The following is a 20,540-nucleotide window of genomic DNA, read 5'->3' on the forward strand; positions in this document are numbered from 1 at the left end:
GCATGACCGCAGGACCGCTAGCCCGTTTCAAAGTCCTCGACCTGACGCGCGTGCGTGCCGGTCCGACCGCCGTGCGCTACCTCGCCGACTGGGGCGCGGACTGCATCAAGGTCGAGATGCCGCCGTCGGCCGGCGAGATGGACATGGGCGGGCCGCGCCATGGACCGGACTTCCAGAACCTGCATCGCAACAAGCGGTCGATCACGCTCAACCTCAAGGAGCCGGACGGCAAGGCCGTCTTCATGAAGCTGGTGGAGCAGGCCGACGTGGTGGTCGAGAACTACCGCGCCGACGTGAAATTCCGCCTGGGCATCGACTATGAGAGCCTTAAGAAGGTGAACCCGCGCATCGTCCTCGGATCGATCTCGGGCTTCGGCCAGGACGGGCCATATGCCGAGCGCGCCGGCTTCGACCAGATCGCCCAGGGAATGGGCGGCCTGATGATGGTGACCGGCAATCCGGGCGAGGGCCCGATGCGGGCCGGCATCGCCGTGGCTGACGTGGGCGCGGGTCTACACTGCGCCATCGGCATCCTGATCGCGTTGCTGGAGCGCGAGACGTCGGGGCAGGGCCAGTGGGTGTCGAGCTCGCTGCTGCAGGCTATGATCTCGATGTGTGACTTCCAGGCGGCGCGTTGGACCATGTCGAAGGAAGTGCCCGGCCAGGCCGGCAACAATCATCCGACCTCGATTCCGACCGGCGTCTTCAAGACCAAGGACGGCTACATCAACATCGCGGCGTCCGGCGGCCACATCTACAAGCGCTTCTGCGAGGCGGTGAATTCACCGGAACTCTACACGGACGAGCGGTTCAGCACCGACAAGGCACGCGCGAAGAACCGCGACGCGCTGAACGACGAGATCAACAAGCGTGTGGCGCAGTACAGCAGCGCCGACCTGGTCGAGAAGCTGAACAAGGCAGGCGTCCCCGCAGGCCCGATCTACAAGATGGACGAGATGTTCGCCGATCCCCAGGTCAAGCACCTGAAGATGGCCCATCCCGTGCACTCGCCCAAGCTGGGCGACATCGAGCTGATAGGCCAGGCCATCAACATGAGCCGCACGCCGTTCGAGATGAAGACGGCGACGCCGGAGCAGGGCGAGCATACCGACGCCGTGCTGAAGGAGGCCGGGTTCGATGACGCGGCCATCGCCGACTTCCGCAAGCGGGGCGTGATCTGAGCATGATCAGCCCGACGCCGAACATGATCGCGGAGAAGGTGGGACCGGTCGGCCGGCTCATCTTCAACAAGCCGCACAAGCACAACGCCACCTCGACCGACATGTGGGAGGCGATTCCGGTCATTCTCGATGAGTTTGAGAAGGACCCGGCGATCCGCGTCGTGGTCGTCACCGGCGCGGGCGACAAGGCCTTCGTCTCGGGCGCCGATATCTCGGAATTCGAGAAGGCACGCAACACGCCGGAGCAGGTCGCCTACTACGACAAGATCGGTGAGGCGGCCAACCGGCGCCTAAACAAGTGCTCCAAGCCCACGATCGCGCGTATCCGCGGCTACTGCATCGGCGGCGGGCTGGCGGTGTCGCTGCTCTGCGACATCCGCATCGCCTCGGAGGACAGCAAGTTCGGCGTACCGGCCGCCCGCCTCGGACTGGGCTATCGCGCCAGCGGGCTGAAGATCCTGACCGACCTCGTGGGCCCGTCCCACGCCAAGGAGATCTTCTTCACCGCACGGCACTTCAATGCCCAGGAAGCTTTCGGCATGGGGCTGGTCACGCGCGTCGTGCCCGATTCCGAGCTCGATTCCTACGTCGACAACTACTGCCGGATGATCGGCGAGAATGCACCGCTCACCATGCATGCCGCCAAGCGCACGATCGAGGAGCTGACGCGCCTCGACGGCGAGCCGGACTTCGCCCACCTCAACGAGCTGGTGAAGAAGTGCTTCGATTCCGAGGATTACATCGAGGGCCGCACGGCCTTCATGGAGAAGCGTAAGCCGGTATTCAAAGGACGCTGAACAGGAGACGGCGATGACGGCGCTGACACAGGAGCAACGCGACGCGTTCTGGCGCGACGGGTATCTCATGGTGGAGGACGCCGTCACCCCGGCGCAGCTCGCCGCTTTGAAGGGTGAGATCGAGGCGTGGGTCGAGCAGAGCAGGGCTCATGCCGCACCCTTCGGCCCTCCCACCGTAGACGGCCGCCCGCGCTTCGACATGGGCGCCGAGCACAGCGCGGAGAAGCCAGCACTGCGGCGCATCAACAATCCTTCCGATATTTCCGACGCCTATCGCGAGGTCATGCTCGACGCCCGCATGGTCGACATGGTGGCGGCGCTGATCGGGCCAGACGTGAAGTTCCACCACTGCAAGATCAATCTCAAGCTCCCGGGCGCGCGCACCGAGGTCAACTACCATCAGGACTTTGCCTATACGCCGCACACCAACGACGACATCGTGACGGCGCTGCTGTTCCTCGACGATGTCGACGAAAGCAACGGCTGTCTCACCGTGGTGCCCGGTTCGCACAAGGGGCCAGTCCTGTCTCTGTTCGAGGGCGAGCGGTTCACCGGCGCGGTCGCGCCCGACGAGGAGAAGAAAGCGCTCGACCGGTCGGTGCCTTGCCTCGGCAAGGCGGGCAGCGTCTGCCTGATGCATACCCGGCTGCTGCACGGCTCGGCCGCCAACAGCGCCGACAAGTCGCGTGGGCTCTACATCTGCGTCTACACGGCAGCCGATGCCGTGCCGATCGCGCGCAACCCGATGCCGAGCCTCAACGAGGGGCGCATCGTGCGCGGCAAGGAAGCCCGCTTTGCCCGCCTCAAGGAAGGTCTGGTCGAATTGCCGAAGCAGCCGAAGACGGCCTCCTTCTTCACCGTGATCGGCCAGGAATCAAAGCAGGCTGCCGAGTGAGCGATCCGCTGCCAGCGATAACGGAGGCTGCGGCCACCGGGGAGATCGCCGATTTGTTTGCCGATATCCGGACCACTGTCGGCGTGCGCGTGGTCAATCTCGTCTGGCGCCATCTCGCCACCATGGACGGTGCGCTGCCCTGGGCCTGGGCGGCGGTGAAGCCGCTCTATCTCGCCGGGCTGCCGGACGCTGCAATGGCGGCATTCCATCGGGCGATGGACGTTCCGAGGCTGCCTTCGCTCGCCGGCGAGGAGCTCGCCAGCGTAGATGCCGTGCTGGCGAGCTACGACCATTCCAACACCATCAACCTCTTCGCCCTCGGCGCCCTGCGGGCCTGGCTGAACGGCGAGCTGGCGTGCGACGGCACGATCGCGCCGGGCCCGCGCAAGGCGGCGCCCGACCTGCTCCTGCCCAAGCTCGCCTCCGAGGAAGACGTCGCTCCCGAGACCTGGTCGCTGGTCCTGCGCCTCAACAAGTTCGGCGACGAACCCCAGCCGCTGATCCTGGCTAGTATGTACCGCCACCTGGCCCATGCCCCGTCGTTCCTGCAGCGCCTCGAGGGTGCGTTGGCGCCGGTCGCAGCCGACGGTTCCCTGCGCAGGGCGATTCTCGACAACCGCAGGAAGGCTGCCACTCTCGCCAGCAGGCTCGCGCGCTCAATCTCGGCCGACCGGCCGGCACACGCTGTCGAGATCGAGAAAGCCGTCGGCCTGTTCGTCGATCACGCCATCGGCAAGATGGTCACGATCTGTCGGGCTATCCGGGTGGCGCGGGGTACGTCGCTGTAGCTACTCCGCCGCCTTGTGCGCGCCCCGGTTGCGCGCGAGCCATTCGCCCATCGCCTGTTCCATCGTCATGAACATCGCGCCGCCCTCGATCAGGCGCTGGATCAGGCGTTCGAGCATCATCATGCGATGGCCGCGGCCGATCACGTGCGGATGAAACGTGTAGGTGAGGATGCCGAAATCGGGCTGGACGCGGGTCATGTAAGTGAAGTCATCGACGAAATTGTCGAGCACGTTGCTGGCGTTCATCAGGCCCTGCTGCACCGAGCCGTTGGGCAGGCGCATGTATTCGAAGTGGGGGAAGTCGTCGAGCGACCAACTGATCGGCATCTCGAGCAGCTGCGTCTCGCGGCCGCGCACGAACGGCTTCATCAGTTCGGCGACGTCGCCCTGGCGGGCGAAGTAGCAATCGTAGTCGTGGCCCATCATTGAGCTGTCGTACCGGATGCCGTGCTTCAGCAGCAGCTCTATGGAATGGGGAGAGAGATCCCAGGCGGGCGAGCGATAGCCGCGCGCGGTGCGGCCGCTGATGCGCTTGATCGACTCGTTGCCGCGCACGATCTCCTCTTCTTCCTCCTCCCGGGAGAGCGAGACGGGCAGGCGGTGCGTCCAGCCGTGATGGGCGAGCTCGTGCCCGGCCTCGACATAGGGCGCCACGGCCTGCGGTGTGCTGTCGATCGTGTGGCCGGGCGTGAAGAAGGTGCCCTTGATTCCGTAGCGTTCCATCAGGGCGACCAGCCGCGGGATGACCACGACGTCGTACTCGCCGCGCGAGATCGCGGTAGGAGAGGTCATGCCGCGGGCGATGAAGCCGGAGAGGTGGTCGTGGTCGAAGGTCAGGCAGACGATGTGGCGCGGCATGCGGCGGCTCCTGCGAGGGATCCCTGAGACGGGCGGCAGAGCTTAGGCCGGTTTGTCGTGCACGCCCATCGCCGGATGCTATCCTGACGACACACGGAGGACAGCGATGGATGAAGCCGAACGCCTGCGCGATATGGTCGATGCGGCCACGCGAATCGTGGCCTTCACGGGCGCGGGCATCTCGACCGAGTCGGGTATCCCGGATTTCCGGTCACCGGGCGGGATCTGGACCCGCTACAAGCCCATCTACTTCGACGATTTCATGGCCTCCGACGAGATGCGCCGCGAATCGTGGAGCCGCAAGTTCGCCACCGACGAGACCATACTCGAGGCCGAGCCCAATGCCGGCCACCGCGCGCTCGCCAAGCTGGTGGAGCAGGGACGTATGAGCGCGATCATCACGCAGAACGTCGACGGGCTGCACCAGCGTTCGGGCGTGCCGGATTCGAAGGTCATCGAACTGCACGGCAATACGACCTATGCCACGTGCCTGGACTGCGGGCATCGTCACGAACTCGCCCCGATCCGGAGGGCGTTCCTGGAGAAGGGCACGCTGCCGATCTGTGAAAAATGCGAAGGCATCGTGAAGACCGCGACGATCTCGTTCGGCCAGGCGATGCCCGAGGTGCCGATGCTGCGGGCACAGGAGGAGACGCTGGCCTGCGACCTGTTCATCGTGCTGGGAAGCTCGCTGGTCGTCTATCCCGCTGCCGGATTTCCGCAACTCGCCCGCCGCAATGGCGCCCGGATTGTCATCGTGAATCGCGATCCCACCGACCAGGACGACGATGCCGATCTGGTCATTCACAAGGAGATCGGGCCGACCTTGAGTCGCGCCATCGGCGTCAATTGAACGCCGATCGTTGCGGCACGGGGCCGGACGCGATTTAATCGCCGCAGAGCAAGGAGACTCCAATGCGGATCAATCGCAGGACTGCGCTGCTGGGTGGCTTCGGGACCGCCGCGCTGGCCGGCATGCCTGCACGCGCGCAGGATATCACCTTCTTCCGCATCGGCACCGGCGCCACCGCCGGCACCTACTTCCCCATCGGCGGGCTGATCGCCAATGCCATTTCCAATCCGCCCGGATCGCGGGCCTGCGCCGACGGCGGCTCCTGCGGCGTGCCGGGACTGGTCGCCACCTCGGTCGCCTCCAACGGCTCGGTCGCGAATGCAAACGGCATCGCCGCCGGCACCATGCAGTCTGGCTTCGTCCAGTCCGACGTGGCCTACTGGGCCTATCACGGCACCGGCATCTACGAGGGGCGTCCCAAGGCGGACGGCCTGCGCGCCATCGCCAGCCTCTATCCGGAAAGCTTCCAGCTCGTCGCCCGCAAGGGGGCCGGCATCAAGTCGGTGGCGGACCTGAAGGGCAAACGCGTGTCGCTCGACGAGCCGGGCTCCGGGACGCTGGTCGATGCGCGGCTGATCCTTGCGGCCTACGGGCTCACCGAAAAGGAAATGAAGGCCGAATACCTGAAGACCCAGCAGGCGGCCGATAAGCTCAAGGATGGGCAGCTCGACGCCTTCTTCAGCGTGAGCGGCTGGCCCAACGGCGCGATCTCCGAGCTGGCCGTGACGACCGGCATCGACCTCGTGTCGATCACCGGGCCGGAGGCGGAGGGGCTGGTGAAGAAGTACGGCTTCTTCGCCAACGACGAGATTCCCGACGACGCCTACAAGAACGTGGCCGGCGTGAAGACGGTGAGCGTCAACGCCCTCTGGGCGACCTCGGTCAAGCAGCCCGAGGCGCTGATCTATGCCATCACGGCGGCTCTGTGGAATCCCAACACCCGCAAGCTGCTCGATTCCGGCCATTCCAAGGGCAAGGTCATCCGGATCGAGACATCGCAGCAGGCTCTGGGCATTCCGCTGCATCCGGGTGCGGAGAAGTTCTACAAGGAAAAGGGCCTGATCAAGTAAGGCCCCGTAGAACAAGGTCAGGGCAGGGGAGATTGAAATGCGTTTGAAGGGCAAGACCTGCGTCGTCACGGCGGCCGGGCAGGGGATCGGTGCGGCCACGGCGCGGGCATTCGCAGGCGAGGGGGCCAGGGTCTGGGCCACCGACGTCGATGCCGGCAAGCTCGGGGCTCTGGCCGGCGTCGACGGCATCACGACGCGCAAACTCGATGTGCTCGACAAGGCCGCCATCGGCCAGCTCGCCGCCGAGACCGGCGCCATCGACGTGTTGTTCAACTGCGCCGGCTTTGTCCATCACGGCACTGTGCTGGATGCGAGCGACGAGCAGTGGCAGTTCGCCTTCGACCTAAACGTCCGCAGCATGTTCTGGACGATCCAGGCCTTCCTGCCGGGCATGCTCGAGAAGGGCTCGGGCTCGATCGTCAACATGTCGTCGGCCGCCTCCTCGGTGAAGGGCGCTGCGCTGCGCTTCATCTACGGCACCACCAAGGCCGCCGTCATCGGCCTCACCAAATCGGTCGCCGTCGATTACGTCTCCAGGGGTATCCGCTGCAACGCGATCTGCCCCGGCACGGTCCAGACGCCGTCGCTGGACGAGCGCATCTCGTCCCTCGGCGGCGGCGCGGATGCGAAGCAGTTCTTCCTGCAACGCCAGCCGACCGGCCGGTTCGGTGCGGCCGAGGAGATCGCCGCGCTCGCGACCTATCTCGCCAGCGACGAGGCGGCGTTCACCACCGGCACGGTGAACGTGATCGACGGCGGCTGGAGCGTCTGACGATGGACGTGGCGGTGGACATGGCGGCCATCGCCGCGCGGGTGGCGGTCATCCCGGTGTTGACGGTCGACAGGCGCGAGACGGCCGTGCCGCTCGCCCGGGCGCTGGTGAAGGGTGGCCTCCCGGTGCTCGAGATCACCCTGCGTACGGAAGCGGCCCTCGACGGGTTGCGGGCGATCGTCGCCGAGGTGCCCGAGGCCGTTGTCGGCGCAGGGACCGTGCTAGATCCGGTCCGGCTCGACAAGGTGCAGCGCGCCGGGGCACGCTTCGCCGTTAGTCCGGGCTGCACGCCCGCCTTGGCGCGGGCGGCTCGGTCGTCCGGGATTCCGTTCCTGCCGGGCGTCCAGACGGTTTCCGAAGCCATGACTCTGGCGGAGCTGGGGTTCGGCGTCCTGAAGTTCTTCCCGGCCGACGCGGCGGGCGGTTTGACATGGATCAAGGCGGTGGGCGCGCCGCTGCCAGATTTGAAGTTTTGTCCGACCGGCGGGCTCACGGCCGACACCGCGCCTTCCTATCTCGCGCTTGCGAACGTTGCCTGTGTCGGCGGCTCGTGGGTCGCCCCGCGTGTCGCCGTGGCAACAGGTGACTGGCAATCGGTCGAACGGCTGGCTGCCGCGGCCTCGGCGCTCAAACGCCGCTAGCGAAAGGTGGGGAAAGGTGCTTCAAGACAATTCTCAAGGAGTACCGGCTACCCAATGAATAGGTTGTCGATCGCGGCCCTGGCGCTCTCGCTTGTGACGAGCGGGGCAGCCCGAGCCGATTCCGTGCTCGTCCTGAATTCCGAGGAAGCTTCCTATAGCATCCTGAGCCGCAGCACGCGGACCGAAGTCGCACGATTGCCTGTCGGACGCGAGCCGCACCACCTCATCCTGTCGCCGGACGGCAAGGAAGTACTGATCGGCTCGACGGCGACGAACGAGCTGCTTAGCCTCGACATCAAGACCGGCGAGCGCAAGCGCGTCGTCAAGGGCATTCTCGATCCCTACCATCTGGGCTTCAGCCCGGACGGCAAGTGGTTCGTCACGGCGGCCTACCGGCTCGACCATGTCGATATCTATCATGCCGACGGTTTCCGGCTGGCCGGTCGCATCTTCATCGATGGGCTGCCGAGCCATATCGCCTTCGACACCGAGTCCAAGACGGTCTTCGTCACGCTGCAGCAGAGTGGACGGCTCGCCGCCTTCGATCTGGCGACGCAGACGCTCAAGTGGAACGTTCCCGTCGGCAACGCGCCGGCGGGCGTGGTGATGCTGCCGGACGACAAGCGCATGCTGGTCGCGCTGACCGGCGAGGACAGGATCGTGACAGTCGACCCGAAGGACGGTTCGGTGAAGGGTAGTCTCCAGACCGGCAAGGGCGCCCATAATTTCTTTCCGAAGGGCGATGGCCGCCACTACTTCCTCAGCAATCGAATCGAGGGCGTGGTCTCGCTGATCGACACCAAGGATGAACCCAAGGTCGTCGGCAGTGTCCGCATTCCGGGCGGGCCCGACTGCATGGACATCACGCCGGACGGAAGGGAGCTGTGGGTCACTCAGCGCTTCCTGCGCCGGGTCGCCATCGTCGACATCGATACGATGAAGGTCGTCGGCAATGTGCCCGTGGGCAAGTCCCCGCATGGCGTGTTCATGCTGAAGTCCACCGCGACCGTCACCGCCGGCACCGGCGTTCCGGTTCGGGCGGCATCGACGGCGGTCGACCCCAAGTAGGCGCGCGATGCGCGACCTGATCGACATCTGGGTCGGCGTCCAAGCCTGGCTGTTCGAGACCCTCGTCAGCCCCGTCCTGTTCCATTTCGGACTGATGGCCTGGTACGAACCGGGCTACGGCGCCGTCGAATTCGTCATGCTGGGTGTTGTCCAGATCGCGGTGATCGCGATCGGCATGCGCTTCTTCGAGCGCCGCTGGCCGCTCGAAAAGTCGGGCAAGGACGACGATCTCATCATGGTCGACCGCATCTACACGGTGCTGAACAAGCTGGGGCTCATACCGCTTGGCATCTTCATCCTGACCTATCCGCTGGTTCAGGAGATCGAGCTGGCGGTGCGGAGCTGGGGCTACATGCCGCCGCGGCTGGAGCGCCTGCTTCCCTGGATCGGCGACAATGCCCTGATCTCGTTCCTCGTCTACTTCGTGCTCTACGATCTCGCCGCCTACTGGCTGCACCGGGGCCAGCATGCCTTCGGCTGGTGGTGGGCGCTGCACAGCCTGCATCACAGCCAGCGTCGCGTGACGGTCTGGACGGACGACCGCAACCACGTGATCGACGACCTGCTCATCACCCTGGGGCTGGTGCTGTTCTCCCAGCTCGTCGGTGTACAGCCGGGCGAGTATGTCATCATCCTCATGGTCGGCCGCCTGATCGAGAGCTGGTCGCATGCCAATGTTGACATGTCCTTCGGCTGGCTGGGCGACCGCCTGCTGGTCAGCCCGCGCTTCCATCGCCTGCATCACGCCCTGTCTACTCCCGGCGAACGGCATATTCAGAACCACAATTTCGCGCCGGTCTTCCCGATCTGGGACATCCTGTTCGGCACGGCGATCTACGACGCCGGGACCCGGCCGACCGGCGTGGACGATGCCGCCGTCGATGCCGACAACGGTCGCGGCTGGCTCACCCAGCAGGTGACGGTATTCGGCCGCTTCGTGCGGGCGCTGTTGCCGCGCTTCAGCCGGCGCGCTTCAGCGCGCTGAGCACGTCCGTCCTGCCGGGCATGGGCGTTACGGCGCCGTAGCCCGTGGTCGACAGCGCCGCCGCGACATTGGCATAGCGCGCCGCCGTTTCCGGATTGTCGCCGGCCAGGAGGCGGGTCAGAAACGCGCCGTCGAATGTGTCGCCGGCCCCCGTTGCGTCGACCGCCTCGACCTTGTGCGGCGCGATGCGGGTCTGGCGGTCCCGCGTGGCGATCAGCGAACCCTCGGCCCCCATCTTCAGCGCCACCAGGGGCGCTCCAAGGTCGAGATAGTAGGTGGCAATGGCCTCCGGCTCCTCGAGGCCGGTAAGCTGCCGGGAATCATCCAGGCTCGGCAGCGCGATGTCGCAGCGCGCGATGGTGGCGTCGATGACCGTGCGGGCGACGTCGAGGTCCCACAGCCGCAGGCGCAGATTGGTGTCGTAGGAGACCTTCACGCCGGCCTTCGTCGCGATGTCGATGGCGACGTCACAGGTCGCCCGGGCGCTGTCGCTGATCGCCTGGCCTATGGCCGAGAGGTGGAGGATCCTGGCGCCCGCGATGTAGTCCCCGGCGAGCGCGTCTGGCGTCATGAGGGACGCCGCCGAGTTTTTGCGCAGGTAGTCGAACTTGTGGCCGGCGGCGGAATGGGTGACGAAGCTGACTCCGGTCGGCGCCGTGGGATGGCGCGTGACCTTCGAGGCGTCGACGCCCTCGTTTCTCCAGAGATCGAGGAAGGCGTCGCCCATCCAGTCCTGGCCGACGCTCGTCAGGTACCCGGTCGAGGCACCCTGGCGCGCCGCGGCGATGGCCACGTTCTGCGAATCGCCGCCGAAGCCCTGCAACCACGTGCGGCCGTCGCCTTCCTTCGGGCGGTTGAATTCGATCAGGGGTTCGCCGAGGCAAACGATGTCGGGAGAGGTTGTCATGGCCGAGGGTCCCACGGCATCGGCTGAACCTCAAGCGATGCGCTGGACTTCCGGCACGCCTTCTCCCAGGGTTGTGTCAACAAATCTGGAGGAAGTGGATGGCCAAGAAGAGCGGGAGCGGCGCCAGGCGCCAACTGCGCAGCCGCGAATGGTTTGATGCCAAGGGCGATCCCACGATGGCCGCGCTCTACCTCGAGCGTTACATGAATTTCGGTCTGACGCTGGCCGAACTGCGTAGCGGGCGGCCGATCATCGGCATCGCCCAGACCGGCAGCGACCTCTCGCCCTGCAACCGCCATCACCTCGACCTGGCGACGCGTGTGCGCGACGGCATTCGCGACGCCGGTGGCATCCCGATCGAGTTCCCGGTCCACCCGATCCAGGAGACCGGCAAGCGCCCGACGGCGGCGCTCGATCGCAACCTGGCCTATCTCAGCCTCGTCGAGTGTCTTTACGGCTATTTCTTCGATGGCGTCGTGCTGACGACCGGCTGCGACAAGACCACGCCCGCGATGATCATGGGCGCGGCCACCGTCGATATTCCGGCCATCGTCCTTTCCGGAGGGCCAATGCTGGACGGTCACTTCGCCGGCGGTCTTGCCGGCTCGGGCACCATCGTCTGGTACGCGCGCCAGGAGCTCGCGGCGGGCCGCATCGACATGGAGAAGTTCATCGAGATGGTGGCGTCGAGCGCGCCCAGCGTCGGCCATTGCAACACGATGGGCACAGCGCTCTCGATGAACAGCATGGCCGAAGCGCTCGGCATGTCGCTGCCCGGCTGTGCAGCCATTCCCGGCCCGTACAAGGAGCGGGGCCAGATGGCCTACGAAACGGGAAAGCGCATCGTAGACATGGTGTGGGAGGACCTGAAGCCCTCCGACATCCTGACCCGCAGGGCGTTCGAGAATGCCATCGTGGCGGCGAGTGCGCTGGGCGCCTCGACCAACTGCCCGCCACACGTCAATGCCATCGCGCGCCACATCGGCGTGACGCTGGAGAATAGGGACTGGGACAGGATCGGCTACGACATCCCGCTGCTGGTGAACTGCATGCCCGCCGGCAAGTATCTCGGCGAGGCCTTCCATCGCGCGGGCGGCGTGCCGACCGTGATGAAGGAGCTCCTGAACAAGAAGAAGATCCACGGCGATGCGCTGACCGTCTCGGGCAAGACGGTGGCGCAGAACCTGCGCAACGCAATCAGGGCCGACGGCGAGGTCATCAAGACCTACGACAGTCCAATGCTCGACCAGGCGGGCTTTGCCGTGCTGGGCGGCAACCTGTTCGAGTCGGCGATCATGAAGACCTCGGTGATCTCGCCGGAATTCCGCGAGAAGTATCTCGAGCGCAAGGGCGACCGCGATGCCTTCGAAGGCACAGCCATCGTGTTCGAGGGGCCGGAGGATTATCACAACCGTATTAACGACCCGACGCTGCCGATCGACGAGAACAGCATCCTGGTCATCCGCAATGCCGGCCCGGTCGGCTATCCGGGGGCTGCCGAGGTGGTGAACATGCTGCCGCCGGACCGGCTGGTGAAGGGCGGCGTGCTGCTGCTGCCTTGCATCGGCGACGGTCGCCAGAGCGGGACCTCTGCCAGTCCGTCGATCCTCAACGCCTCGCCGGAAGCCGCCGTGGGCGGCGGGCTCGCGCTGTTGAAGACGGGCGACAGGGTCCGGGTCGATATCGGCAAGCGCACCGCCGACATCATGATCACGGAAAAGGAGCTAGCGCGGCGCAAGAAGGCCTGGAAGCCCGACATCGTGCCCAGCCAGACGCCGTGGCAGGAACTGCAGCGCAAGTTCGTCGGCCAGCTCGCCAGCGGCGCCTGCCTCGACTTCGCGGTGAACTACCAGAAGATCGCCAAGACCAAGGGAGTGCCGCGGCACTCCCACTGACGCTTCGCCAAATCAGCGGAAAAGGCGCTGCTCGACCGAGACCGGGAGATCGGCACGGTTGATGAGGATGATCGCCCAAGGCGAGGTCGGTTGGCCGACGGGGCGGGCGGCGGGCGGCGGAGGCGGGGCCAGCGACGCCGTTGCACCCGGCGCGGCGAAGCCCGCTGCACCCGGCGGAAGAGCGGAGGGAGCGGCGCTCGCAGCGACCCCTCCTGCGATGGGCCGTGATGTGACGCCGCGCTGGGCCATCATCATCTCGGCCGGCATGCGTTCCTCGAAGACGACGACGATTCGATCGCGCCGGCGTGCCGTAGACAGGACGTTGACGGCATAGCCCTCGCCACTGCGCCGTCCCAGAAAGATGCCAACGGCATTCATCCGGCCGGCCTCGAACATGTCGGGAGCGGGGGTGCCGACACGACTCCAGAGGCTTCGCCATTCGGCAACGGTGGTCGCCACCACATGCTCGGGCTGCCGTGTGACGGCGGACGCCCCCTGCCAGTGACGCGCATCCACACTCTGCGCGAAGACGGAGGGGGCCACCAGCAAGCCGGCCGTGGCAGTGCCCATGAACAGCATTCGCCGACGGGGCAAACGCTGGATGAGGGGGGCGACCGACTTGCTACTGGACTGCACGATTGGATCTCTCGGGGACCCGATGTTTGCTCGTTTTTGGGAGCGTCAAAACACCATGACACTTTGGCTCAATTGAGGCTGGAGACCCAGTAGCCCTGGCGACTTTGGCACTTCCAGGCCTTACCTCGTCTCAATCGCCCCGGCCTGTTGCATGAAAGTCACAGGTCGGCAGGGCGCGCGCATCTACCCGCTAGCTGCGCTTTGCCTTGTCCGCCGCATTGGTCGACTGGATCTGTTCGCGGATGCGAACCCAGTCTTCTTCGCGATAGGACAACATGTTGGAGAAGGTGCCATTGCCCATGATGCCCATGGCGCCATCGATCGCGATGACCTCGCCGTTGATGTATTCGACCTCCTCGCTCATCAGGAAGGCCGCCATGTTGGCAAGTTCGCTGGGACGGCCAACCCGGCCCATCGGGTTGCGCGTGTTGTAGCGCGTGTCGTTGCCTTCCTGCAGCGGGTTGAGGCGGGCCCAGGCACCCTCGGTTGGAAAGGGGCCGGGGGCGATCGCGTTGAGACGGATGCCGTGGCGCGCCCATTCGACGGCGAGGCTCTGGGTCATGACGGCGACGCCGGCCTTCGACATGGCCGAGGGCACGACGAACGGGCTGCCCGTCCACACCCAGGTCGTGAGGATGCTGAGAACGCTGGCCTTGCGCTTCTCGGCGATCCAGCGCTTGCCGCAGGCATTGGTCATGTAGAACGTGCCGTGCAGCACGATATTGGCGATCGCGTCGAAGGCGCGGGGGCTGAGATCCTTGGTCTGGGAGATGAAGTTGCCGGCGGCGTTGTTCACCAGACCGTCGAGCGGGCCGGTCGCCCAGATCTGCTCGATCATCTCCTCGACGGCCGTGGCGACGCGGATGTCGACCGAATGAAAATCGACCCGGCGTCCGGGGTATTTCTCCATGACCTGCCGGGCGGTCTCCTCGAGAATGCCGCCGCGCCGGCCGCATATCACACAGTCTGCACCCAGCTCGACGAACTTCTCCATCATCATGCGACCGAGACCGGTACCACCTCCGGTAACCAGGAATCGTTTGCCCTTGAACAGGTCGGTCTTGAACATTTGTCGGTCCTCCCGCGAACACTTCTGGAAATTCGTCTAGCGTGAGGTTGCATTCCCGTACAAGGACTGTTGCTTCTTCAACAATCCATGTTTACGATTTCTGCATAACAACACGGGATCGTTGAATGACGACCCATCTGGGAGAGACGAGCGGGGACGTCGGTACGGTTGAGCTGCGTGGTAAGGTCAAGTGGTTCAACGCTGTCAAAGGGTATGGGTTCTTGGCCCTGGACAGCGACAACAGCGACGCGTTCCTGCATGTAACGACACTACGTCAGTCCGGGCATGAAGATCTCAAGCCCGGCGCAACCGTAGTCTGTGCCGGTGTCCGCGGGCCGAAGGGTTGGCAGGTCATGAGGGTGATCGACGTCGATCAATCGACAGCCGTTGCTGTGGCTGCGAAACCTCCGCCGATTCCGGACGGCATTGCCGTGGGCGACTACATCGCCGCGCTGGTGAAATGGTACAATAACGAACGTGGCTATGGCTTCGTCACGCGCGAGACGGCCGAAGGGGACGTCTTCGTGCATGCCGCGGTGTTGCGGCGCCACGGCATGGATTCGCTCGCGCCGGGACAGAAGGTGATGATTCGCGTCGCCGAGGGCCAGAAGGGCCTGCAGGTCGTCGAGATCCGCGGCGCGTGACGGACCTCGCTATTTGATTTCCCGCAGGTAGCTGTCGAGGGGCGGCGCCTGCTTGATCAGGCCACGCTTCACGAGGAAATCAGCAAACGTCGTGTAGCGCGCGCGGTCGAGCGTGGCGGGATCGGCGGCGAGCAGGGGCATGGTGTCCTTCCACGCCAGCCGGTTGAGGTCGTTGTCCAGATCCTTGCCGTACCGCGAGAAGCTCGCCCAAGCCTCGGCGGGATTGGCGGTCAGCCAGGCGGTGGCCTCGGTGAGTGCCGCGAGCAGCTTCTTCGTGCGGGCGACGTCGACCGTCTCGCGCTTCGCGAGGATGACCAGTTCATCGTAGGTCGGCACGCCATGCTTCTCGACCCGCCAGAGTCGTCCCTTGGCCTTGTTCAGTTCGAGGTCGTTCAGCTCGAAGTTCCGGAAGGCGCCGATGACGCCGTCGACCTGCTTGCTCATGAGCGCGGTGGTGAGGGCGAAGTTGACGTTCACGAGGGTCACGTCCTTCAGGGTGAGGCCTGCGCTTTCGAGCATGGCACCGAGCACCGCTTCCTCGAAGCCTGAGACAGAGAAGCCAATCTTGCGACCCTTGAAATCGGCGATGGTCTTCACGAGCGAGTCTTCCAGCGCAACCAGCGAATTCAGCGGCTGAGCCACCAGCACGCCGACCCGCACCAGCGGCAGGCCTTCGGCCGCCAGCATCTGCAGGGTCGGCTGGTAGGAGAGCGCATAGTCGGCCTGGCCAGCCGCCACGAGCTTGGGCGGGGCGTTGGGATCGGCCGGCGCAATGAGTTCGACGTCGAGGCCCTGATTCTCGAACAGGCCGCGCTGCTTGGCGATCACCAGCGCGGCATGGTCGGGATTGACGAACCAGTCGAGCAGGATGCGGACCTTGTCCTGCGCGGCGGCGGGAAGTGCCAGGCAACAGAGCGCCAGTACGGCGATCAACCGGGTCGTGATTTGCATGGTCAGTCTCCTTGGAAGGGTTGCCACGGCACGAGCCGTCGCGCAGCCTGGTCGGATGCGTAGTAAAGGGCGAGGCCGAGCAGGCAGAGGATCGTGAGGGCGGCGAAGGCGAGCGGCGTCTGGCCGCGGGCCAGCGACTGGGTCATCAGGAACCCGAGGCCGGCACTGGCGCCGACCCATTCGCCGATGACCGCGCCGATCGGCGCCACGGCGGCGGCGATGCGCGCGCCCGAAGCGAAGGCGGGCAGGGCTGCCGGCAACCTGATGTGAAGCAGCACCGCGCGCGGCGAGGCGTCCATGGTGCGGGCAAGCTCGAGCCAGCCCGGATCGGTCCGGCGCAGGCCATCGTAAAGGCTGCTCACGACGGGGAAAAAGATGACGAGGGCGGCCATCGCGACCTTGGACGCCATGCCGTAACCCAGCCAGAGGACCAGAAGCGGTGCGACGGCAATCACCGGGACGGCCTGCGAGACGATCACGAGCGGCAGGGCCCAGCGCCGCCAGCCGGCAGAGGCGGCGAAGACGATGGCAAGAGCCGCCCCCAGGACAAGGCCGAGCAGGAGCCCGAGGACCATTTCGGCGGCTGTCCAGGTGGCCTGTTCGATCAGCAAATCGAACCGTTCGATCAGTACGACCGCGATGCGCGAGGGAGGCGGCAGGATGTAGGGCGGCACGCCGGTCAGCCACACGAGCGCTTCCCAGGCGGCGATCAGGCCGAGGGCCGTGAACAGCGGCCTCAAGAGCCTCTCCTCAGTTCAGCGATCAGTCGCGCTTGCAGGGCGAGAAGCCCGGCGTCACCGGGATCGCGGGGCACGTCGCCGGAGGGGGCGATCACCGTTCCAACGGCGAACGGCAGACCCGACAGCACGCGGATCTCGTGGCCGAGGCGCAATGCCTCCAGCGGATCGTGAGTGACCATCACCACCGTCCGGCCCCGCAGAAGCCGCGCCGCCAGGTCCTGGAGATCCAGCCGCGTCACGGCGTCGAGATGCCCGAACGGCTCGTCCATCAGGACGATCTGGCGATCCTCGCAAAGCGTGCGCGCCAGGGCCGCCCGCTGGCGCATGCCGCCGGACAGGGTTTGCGGCAGGTCGTACATGCGATCGGCTAGGCCCACTTCCGCGATGAGGGACCGCGCGCGCGGTTCGGCCGCCCGCCGGCCCGCCGCGTCGAGCCGCAGGCGGTAGCCCAGCAGCACATTGTCGAGCACGCCGAGCCAGGGCAGCAGCAGGTCGCGCTGCGCCATATAGGCGACCGGACCTGCCGCCTCCGCCCCCGGCAGCAGGCCAGCGAGATGGCGCAGAAGGGAAGTCTTTCCGACGCCGCTGCGGCCCAGCAGGCAGGTGGTCTTGCCGGCGGGGAAATCGAGTGACAGGTTCTCGGCCACGACATGGCCGTCGAGGACGATATGTGCCGAACGCACCGAAAGAGCAGGCGAAGACGTCAACGAAGCCACCAGTCCCTACGCCGGCATTAACCGGATCAGGTTCGGGGTCGTCCTTCCGGACCTCTCAGCCGCCAGGCGGCTCCCCCCGATGAGCGGCCGACACTATGGTTGCGCGACTCTTTTCACGCAAGGGTCATCGGTTTGACGAAATCGCCGTCCACGCTCTATGCCATGGCCATGGTTCAAGCAGTCACCCAGAGTTCTTCCAGGCCGGCGCTCGGTCGGCGCCTCTTCCTTGCAGCGCCCTTCGCGCTGGCCGGTGGTGCCGCGTGGGCGCAGCAGGGCGCCAACGACTTCCACTTCAAGCGCTCGTCGCTGGTGGTGGTGTCCGGTGGCCGCGAGATCAAGTTCGACGTCGAGCTTGCGTTGGACGATACCCAGCGCGCGCGGGGCCTGATGTTCCGCGAGAAGCTCGGCCCCTACGAGGGCATGCTGTTCGACTTCTACAAGGAAGCGCCGGTCAGCTTCTGGATGAAGAACACGCTGATCCCCCTCGACATGGTCTTCATCGCCGCCGACGGCACGATCAAGTCGGTCCACGCCAATGCAGTGCCGCACTCTACCGAGACCATCCCCAGCCAGTTCCCGGTGCGCGCCGTCCTCGAGATCAACGGCGGCAGCGCCAAGCTTTTGGGCATCAAGCCGGGCGACAAGGTCCTTCACCCGATCTTTGGAAACGCCTAGCGTTTCAGGGCACAGGTCATCCCGTCGCCGACGGCGAGAAGGGCGAGGTCGATCCGTCGATCGCCCTTCAGCTTTGCATTGAGGGTACGCAGCGCCTGCGTGTCGCGATCGACTTCCGCTGGATCAGCGACCGAGCCACCCCACAGGACATTGTCGATCAACACCAGCCCGCCCGGCCGAACGAGTTTCAGGCAGCGCTCGTAGTAGGCGTCGTAGTCGTCCTTGTTGGCGTCGATGAAGGCGAGGTCGAGCTGACCGGCGAGTCCCTGCGCCAGCAGCCAGTCGAGCGTACCGAGCGCGGGCCCGATCGTGAGTTCGATGCGGCGGTCGAGGCCGGCTTCCTTCCAGTAGCGGCGCGCGACCTTGGTATAGTCGGGGCTGACGTCGCAGCACCACAGCTTGCCGTCCTGCGGCAACGCTGCCGCGATGCACAAGGAGGAGTAGCCGGTGAAGGTGCCGACCTCCACCGCCCGCCGCGCACCGATGGCGCGCGCCAGCAACTCGATCTGCTGCCCCTGATGAGCGGAAATCTGCATGCCGGCGCGCGGCAAGGTCGCGGTTTCCTCCCGAAGTCGACGACGCAGCGGCGGTTCGCGCAGCCAGTTGGCGTCGACATAGTCGGCTGTAGCGCCGTCGATTTTTGGCCAGCTCTTCATGCTGTCTCCTGTTGGCTCGGTACGCCCGCCTCGCTAGGGTCGCGCGCCACGAAACGCGGATTTTGGGAGCTTGTATGTCTGATATCGAGATCGCGCGGCGCGCAATCAAGAAGCCCATGAACGATGTCGCCGCGCGGCTCGGCATCCCGGAAGACGCGCTGGAGCCCTATGGGCGCGACAAGGCGAAGCTCGACGGCGACTATGTGAAGTCGCTCTCCGAGCGCGAGCAGGGCCACCTCATCCTGGTGACCGCGATCAATCCCACCAAGGCGGGCGAGGGCAAGACGACGACGACGATCGGCCTGGGCGACGCACTCAGTCGCCTCGGCAAGAAAACGGCGATCGCCCTCAGGGAGCCGAGCCTCGGACCCTGCTTCGGCCAGAAGGGCGGAGCTACCGGCGGCGGCCAGGCGCAGATCGTGCCGATGGCCGACATCAACCTGCACTTCACCGGTGACTTCCACGCGATCACGACCGCGCATAACCTGCTGGCCGCGATGCTCGACAATCACATCTACTGGGGGAACGCGCTGGGGATCGACAGCCGCCGCGTATTCTGGCCGCGCGTACTCGACATGAACGACCGCGCGTTGCGCGACACGGTCGTCAGCCTGGGCGGCGTCGCCAACGGATTTCCGCGGCAGGCGCGCTTCGACATCACGACGGCGTCGGAGGTCATGGCGATCCTCTGCCTCGCAAGCGATCTCGAGGATCTCGAAACGCGACTGGCCCGGATCGTCGTTGCCGAGACCCGCGACGGCCGATCGATCACGGCGGGCGACCTCAAGGCTGCCGGCGCGATGGCCGCCGTGCTGAAGGATGCGGCCAAGCCGAACCTGGTGCAGACGCTGGAGAACAATCCCGTGCTGATTCATGGCGGCCCGTTCGCCAACATCGCGCATGGTTGCAACTCGGTGATCGCCACTCGCGCTGCCCTGGCGCTCGGCGACTATGTCGTCACCGAAGCGGGTTTCGGCGCCGACCTCGGCGCGGAGAAGTTCCTCGATATCAAGTGCCGGCAGGCCGGGCTGAAGCCGGAACTTGCGGTGGTCGTGGCTACCGTGCGCGCCCTCAAGCTGCACGGCGGCGCCGATGAAAAGGCCCTCGGCACGGAAGATGTCGGCGCCGTCGAGCGCGGCCTGCCCAACCTGCTGCGCCATGTCGAGAACCTGCGGAAATTCGGGCTGCCGGTGCTGGTCGCCATCAACCGCTTTCTCACCGATACGCCGGCCGAGCTGGAAACGATCGAGGCTCAGTGCGCGGTGGCGGGTGCCAAAGCCTATCTTTGTGAGCACTGGGCCAAGGGCGGTGCCGGCGCGGAGGACCTCGCAGGCGCCGTCATCGCGACGCTCGACGAAGGCAAGGCGGCCTTCAAGCCGCTCTATCCCGACGACATGCCGCTCGCCCAGAAGATCGATACCATCGCCCGCGAGATCTACCGCGCCTCGGGCGTCGCGATCGCCGGACCTGCGCAACGGCGCCTGAAGGCGCTGGAGGCCGCGGGCTACGGCAGGCTGCCGGTCTGCATCGCGAAGACCCAGTACAGCTTCGCCGCCGATCCCGAACTGCGCGGCGCGCCGACGGGCCATACACTGCCCATCCGCGAGGTGCGTCTGTCCGCCGGCGCCGGCTTCGTCGTGGCAATGGCCGGCGAGATCATGAGCATGCCGGGCCTGCCGCGCGTGCCAGCGGCGGAGAACATCCGGCTGACGCAGGACGGCCAGGTGGACGGGATCTTCTGAG

Annotated in this window: 22 protein-coding genes and 1 riboswitch; of the genes, 14 read left to right on the forward strand and 8 right to left on the reverse strand. The window is 65.9% G+C overall.

The genetic code is table 11. From position 1 onward, the window contains the following. Positions 1-2: 2 nt before the first annotated feature. From Q0Q48_RS14825 to Q0Q48_RS14840, 4 genes are read left to right on the forward strand one after another with little or no spacing between them, the layout of a single operon-like run. A complete protein-coding gene (locus Q0Q48_RS14825; RefSeq protein WP_295139038.1) occupies positions 3-1,181 on the forward strand; it encodes a CoA transferase in 1,179 nt (392 codons plus the stop codon). A gap of 2 nt (positions 1,182-1,183) precedes the next feature. Next, entirely contained in the window at positions 1,184-1,978 is a 795-nt protein-coding gene (locus Q0Q48_RS14830; protein WP_295139041.1) for an enoyl-CoA hydratase, read from the forward strand. 13 nt (positions 1,979-1,991) lie between these two features. Further along, positions 1,992-2,873: a phytanoyl-CoA dioxygenase family protein gene (locus tag Q0Q48_RS14835; protein ID WP_295139044.1), complete on the forward strand. Its 882-nt coding sequence runs from the start codon at positions 1,992-1,994 to the stop codon at positions 2,871-2,873. Then, complete coding sequence (locus tag Q0Q48_RS14840) at positions 2,870-3,661, forward strand: hypothetical protein (protein WP_295139046.1); 792 nt, start codon at positions 2,870-2,872, stop codon at positions 3,659-3,661. The genes Q0Q48_RS14835 and Q0Q48_RS14840 overlap by 4 nt, the downstream gene beginning before the upstream one ends. Here Q0Q48_RS14840 and Q0Q48_RS14845 read toward each other — a convergent pair whose 3' ends face one another. Further along, entirely contained in the window at positions 3,662-4,519 is an 858-nt protein-coding gene (locus Q0Q48_RS14845) for a polysaccharide deacetylase (protein WP_295139049.1), read from the reverse strand. Positions 4,520-4,625: 106 nt separating this feature from the next. Between Q0Q48_RS14845 and Q0Q48_RS14850 the strand changes: the two genes are divergently transcribed. The 6 genes from Q0Q48_RS14850 (at position 4,626) to Q0Q48_RS14875 (ending at position 9,908) form a co-directional block, all read left to right on the forward strand. Next, positions 4,626-5,372 carry a Sir2 family NAD-dependent protein deacetylase gene (locus Q0Q48_RS14850; RefSeq protein ID WP_295139052.1) on the forward strand — a complete coding sequence of 249 codons (747 nt, stop codon included), beginning with the start codon at positions 4,626-4,628 and terminating at the stop codon, positions 5,370-5,372. A 62-nt stretch (positions 5,373-5,434) separates the two neighbouring features. Beyond that, positions 5,435-6,442 carry a TAXI family TRAP transporter solute-binding subunit gene (locus tag Q0Q48_RS14855; protein ID WP_295139055.1) on the forward strand — a complete coding sequence of 336 codons (1,008 nt, stop codon included), beginning with the start codon at positions 5,435-5,437 and terminating at the stop codon, positions 6,440-6,442. A 31-nt stretch (positions 6,443-6,473) separates the two neighbouring features. Continuing rightward, on the forward strand, positions 6,474-7,214 hold the full coding sequence (locus tag Q0Q48_RS14860; protein ID WP_295139462.1) for an SDR family oxidoreductase: 741 nt from the start codon (positions 6,474-6,476) through the stop codon (positions 7,212-7,214). Between the two features lie 2 nt (positions 7,215-7,216). Then, a complete protein-coding gene (gene eda, locus Q0Q48_RS14865) occupies positions 7,217-7,855 on the forward strand; it encodes a bifunctional 4-hydroxy-2-oxoglutarate aldolase/2-dehydro-3-deoxy-phosphogluconate aldolase (RefSeq protein ID WP_295139058.1) in 639 nt (212 codons plus the stop codon). Between the two features lie 54 nt (positions 7,856-7,909). Beyond that, complete coding sequence (locus Q0Q48_RS14870) at positions 7,910-8,923, forward strand: PQQ-binding-like beta-propeller repeat protein (protein WP_295139061.1); 1,014 nt, start codon at positions 7,910-7,912, stop codon at positions 8,921-8,923. A 7-nt stretch (positions 8,924-8,930) separates the two neighbouring features. Beyond that, positions 8,931-9,908 carry a sterol desaturase family protein gene (locus tag Q0Q48_RS14875; RefSeq protein ID WP_295139064.1) on the forward strand — a complete coding sequence of 326 codons (978 nt, stop codon included), beginning with the start codon at positions 8,931-8,933 and terminating at the stop codon, positions 9,906-9,908. Here Q0Q48_RS14875 and Q0Q48_RS14880 read toward each other — a convergent pair. Beyond that, positions 9,883-10,815: a sugar kinase gene (locus Q0Q48_RS14880; protein ID WP_295139067.1), complete on the reverse strand. Its 933-nt coding sequence runs from the start codon at positions 10,813-10,815 to the stop codon at positions 9,883-9,885. The two genes, Q0Q48_RS14875 and Q0Q48_RS14880, sit on opposite strands and share 26 nt — an antisense overlap. A gap of 98 nt (positions 10,816-10,913) precedes the next feature. Between Q0Q48_RS14880 and Q0Q48_RS14885 the strand changes: the two genes are divergently transcribed. Beyond that, the gene (locus Q0Q48_RS14885; protein WP_295139070.1) at positions 10,914-12,710 is read left to right on the forward strand and encodes an IlvD/Edd family dehydratase; all 1,797 of its coding nucleotides are present in this window, start codon (positions 10,914-10,916) and stop codon (positions 12,708-12,710) included. Positions 12,711-12,722: 12 nt separating this feature from the next. Here Q0Q48_RS14885 and Q0Q48_RS14890 read toward each other — a convergent pair whose 3' ends face one another. Together Q0Q48_RS14890 and Q0Q48_RS14895 are read right to left on the reverse strand one after the other, a co-directional pair. Next, positions 12,723-13,280 (reverse strand): hypothetical protein, encoded by a 558-nt coding sequence (locus Q0Q48_RS14890; protein WP_295139074.1) that lies wholly within the window; start codon positions 13,278-13,280, stop codon positions 12,723-12,725. A 256-nt stretch (positions 13,281-13,536) separates the two neighbouring features. After that, positions 13,537-14,415, reverse strand: a complete 879-nt coding sequence (locus Q0Q48_RS14895; protein WP_295139076.1) for an SDR family oxidoreductase — start codon at positions 14,413-14,415, stop codon at positions 13,537-13,539. A gap of 125 nt (positions 14,416-14,540) precedes the next feature. Between Q0Q48_RS14895 and Q0Q48_RS14900 the strand changes: the two genes are divergently transcribed. Further along, entirely contained in the window at positions 14,541-15,059 is a 519-nt protein-coding gene (locus Q0Q48_RS14900; RefSeq protein WP_295139078.1) for a cold-shock protein, read from the forward strand. Between the two features lie 9 nt (positions 15,060-15,068). On the opposite strand, the gene Q0Q48_RS14905 is transcribed toward Q0Q48_RS14900, so the two are convergent. Genes Q0Q48_RS14905 through Q0Q48_RS14915 form a run of 3 tightly spaced genes read right to left on the reverse strand, consistent with a single transcriptional unit; the run spans position 15,069 to position 17,433 of the window. Continuing rightward, a complete protein-coding gene (locus Q0Q48_RS14905) occupies positions 15,069-16,010 on the reverse strand; it encodes an ABC transporter substrate-binding protein (protein ID WP_295139081.1) in 942 nt (313 codons plus the stop codon). A 2-nt stretch (positions 16,011-16,012) separates the two neighbouring features. Further along, entirely contained in the window at positions 16,013-16,750 is a 738-nt protein-coding gene (locus Q0Q48_RS14910; RefSeq protein WP_295139084.1) for an ABC transporter permease, read from the reverse strand. Next, on the reverse strand, positions 16,747-17,433 hold the full coding sequence (locus Q0Q48_RS14915; protein WP_295139087.1) for an ATP-binding cassette domain-containing protein: 687 nt from the start codon (positions 17,431-17,433) through the stop codon (positions 16,747-16,749). The genes Q0Q48_RS14910 and Q0Q48_RS14915 overlap by 4 nt, the downstream gene beginning before the upstream one ends. Before the next feature lie 18 nt (positions 17,434-17,451). Next, positions 17,452-17,553: riboswitch (TPP riboswitch) on the reverse strand. A gap of 81 nt (positions 17,554-17,634) precedes the next feature. On the opposite strand from Q0Q48_RS14915, the gene Q0Q48_RS14920 reads away from it, so the two are divergent. Beyond that, complete coding sequence (locus tag Q0Q48_RS14920; protein ID WP_295139090.1) at positions 17,635-18,141, forward strand: DUF192 domain-containing protein; 507 nt, start codon at positions 17,635-17,637, stop codon at positions 18,139-18,141. Here Q0Q48_RS14920 and Q0Q48_RS14925 read toward each other — a convergent pair. Beyond that, positions 18,138-18,797, reverse strand: coding sequence for a class I SAM-dependent methyltransferase (locus Q0Q48_RS14925; RefSeq protein ID WP_295139093.1), 660 nt, complete (start codon positions 18,795-18,797; stop codon positions 18,138-18,140). The genes Q0Q48_RS14920 and Q0Q48_RS14925 overlap by 4 nt on opposite strands. 74 nt (positions 18,798-18,871) lie before the next feature. Between Q0Q48_RS14925 and Q0Q48_RS14930 the strand changes: the two genes are divergently transcribed. After that, positions 18,872-20,539 carry a formate--tetrahydrofolate ligase gene (locus Q0Q48_RS14930; protein WP_295139097.1) on the forward strand — a complete coding sequence of 556 codons (1,668 nt, stop codon included), beginning with the start codon at positions 18,872-18,874 and terminating at the stop codon, positions 20,537-20,539. The last annotated feature ends 1 nt before the right edge of the window (position 20,540 follow it).

This window comes from uncultured Reyranella sp., assembly GCF_945957355.1.
In the GTDB taxonomy this organism is placed as follows: Bacteria; Pseudomonadota; Alphaproteobacteria; order Reyranellales; family Reyranellaceae; genus Reyranella.

Bases quoted from the DNA above. Each gene is read 5' to 3' on its own strand.
- Q0Q48_RS14825 (WP_295139038.1), top strand. From the start codon at position 3: ATGACCGCAGGACCGCTAGCCCGTTTCAAAGTCCTCGACCTGACGCGC.
- Q0Q48_RS14830 (WP_295139041.1), top strand. From the start codon at position 1,184: ATGATCAGCCCGACGCCGAACATGATCGCGGAGAAGGTGGGACCGGTC.
- Q0Q48_RS14835 (WP_295139044.1), top strand. From the start codon at position 1,992: ATGACGGCGCTGACACAGGAGCAACGCGACGCGTTCTGGCGCGACGGG.
- Q0Q48_RS14845 (WP_295139049.1), bottom strand. From the start codon at position 4,519: ATGCCGCGCCACATCGTCTGCCTGACCTTCGACCACGACCACCTCTCC.
- Q0Q48_RS14850 (WP_295139052.1), top strand. From the start codon at position 4,626: ATGGATGAAGCCGAACGCCTGCGCGATATGGTCGATGCGGCCACGCGA.
- Q0Q48_RS14855 (WP_295139055.1), top strand. From the start codon at position 5,435: ATGCGGATCAATCGCAGGACTGCGCTGCTGGGTGGCTTCGGGACCGCC.
- eda (WP_295139058.1), top strand. From the start codon at position 7,217: ATGGACGTGGCGGTGGACATGGCGGCCATCGCCGCGCGGGTGGCGGTC.
- Q0Q48_RS14870 (WP_295139061.1), top strand. From the start codon at position 7,910: ATGAATAGGTTGTCGATCGCGGCCCTGGCGCTCTCGCTTGTGACGAGC.
- Q0Q48_RS14875 (WP_295139064.1), top strand. From the start codon at position 8,931: ATGCGCGACCTGATCGACATCTGGGTCGGCGTCCAAGCCTGGCTGTTC.
- Q0Q48_RS14880 (WP_295139067.1), bottom strand. From the start codon at position 10,815: ATGACAACCTCTCCCGACATCGTTTGCCTCGGCGAACCCCTGATCGAA.
- Q0Q48_RS14885 (WP_295139070.1), top strand. From the start codon at position 10,914: ATGGCCAAGAAGAGCGGGAGCGGCGCCAGGCGCCAACTGCGCAGCCGC.
- Q0Q48_RS14890 (WP_295139074.1), bottom strand. From the start codon at position 13,280: ATGGGCACTGCCACGGCCGGCTTGCTGGTGGCCCCCTCCGTCTTCGCG.
- Q0Q48_RS14895 (WP_295139076.1), bottom strand. From the start codon at position 14,415: ATGTTCAAGACCGACCTGTTCAAGGGCAAACGATTCCTGGTTACCGGA.
- Q0Q48_RS14900 (WP_295139078.1), top strand. From the start codon at position 14,541: ATGACGACCCATCTGGGAGAGACGAGCGGGGACGTCGGTACGGTTGAG.
- Q0Q48_RS14905 (WP_295139081.1), bottom strand. From the start codon at position 16,010: ATGCAAATCACGACCCGGTTGATCGCCGTACTGGCGCTCTGTTGCCTG.
- Q0Q48_RS14920 (WP_295139090.1), top strand. From the start codon at position 17,635: ATGGTTCAAGCAGTCACCCAGAGTTCTTCCAGGCCGGCGCTCGGTCGG.
- Q0Q48_RS14925 (WP_295139093.1), bottom strand. From the start codon at position 18,797: ATGAAGAGCTGGCCAAAAATCGACGGCGCTACAGCCGACTATGTCGAC.
- Q0Q48_RS14930 (WP_295139097.1), top strand. From the start codon at position 18,872: ATGTCTGATATCGAGATCGCGCGGCGCGCAATCAAGAAGCCCATGAAC.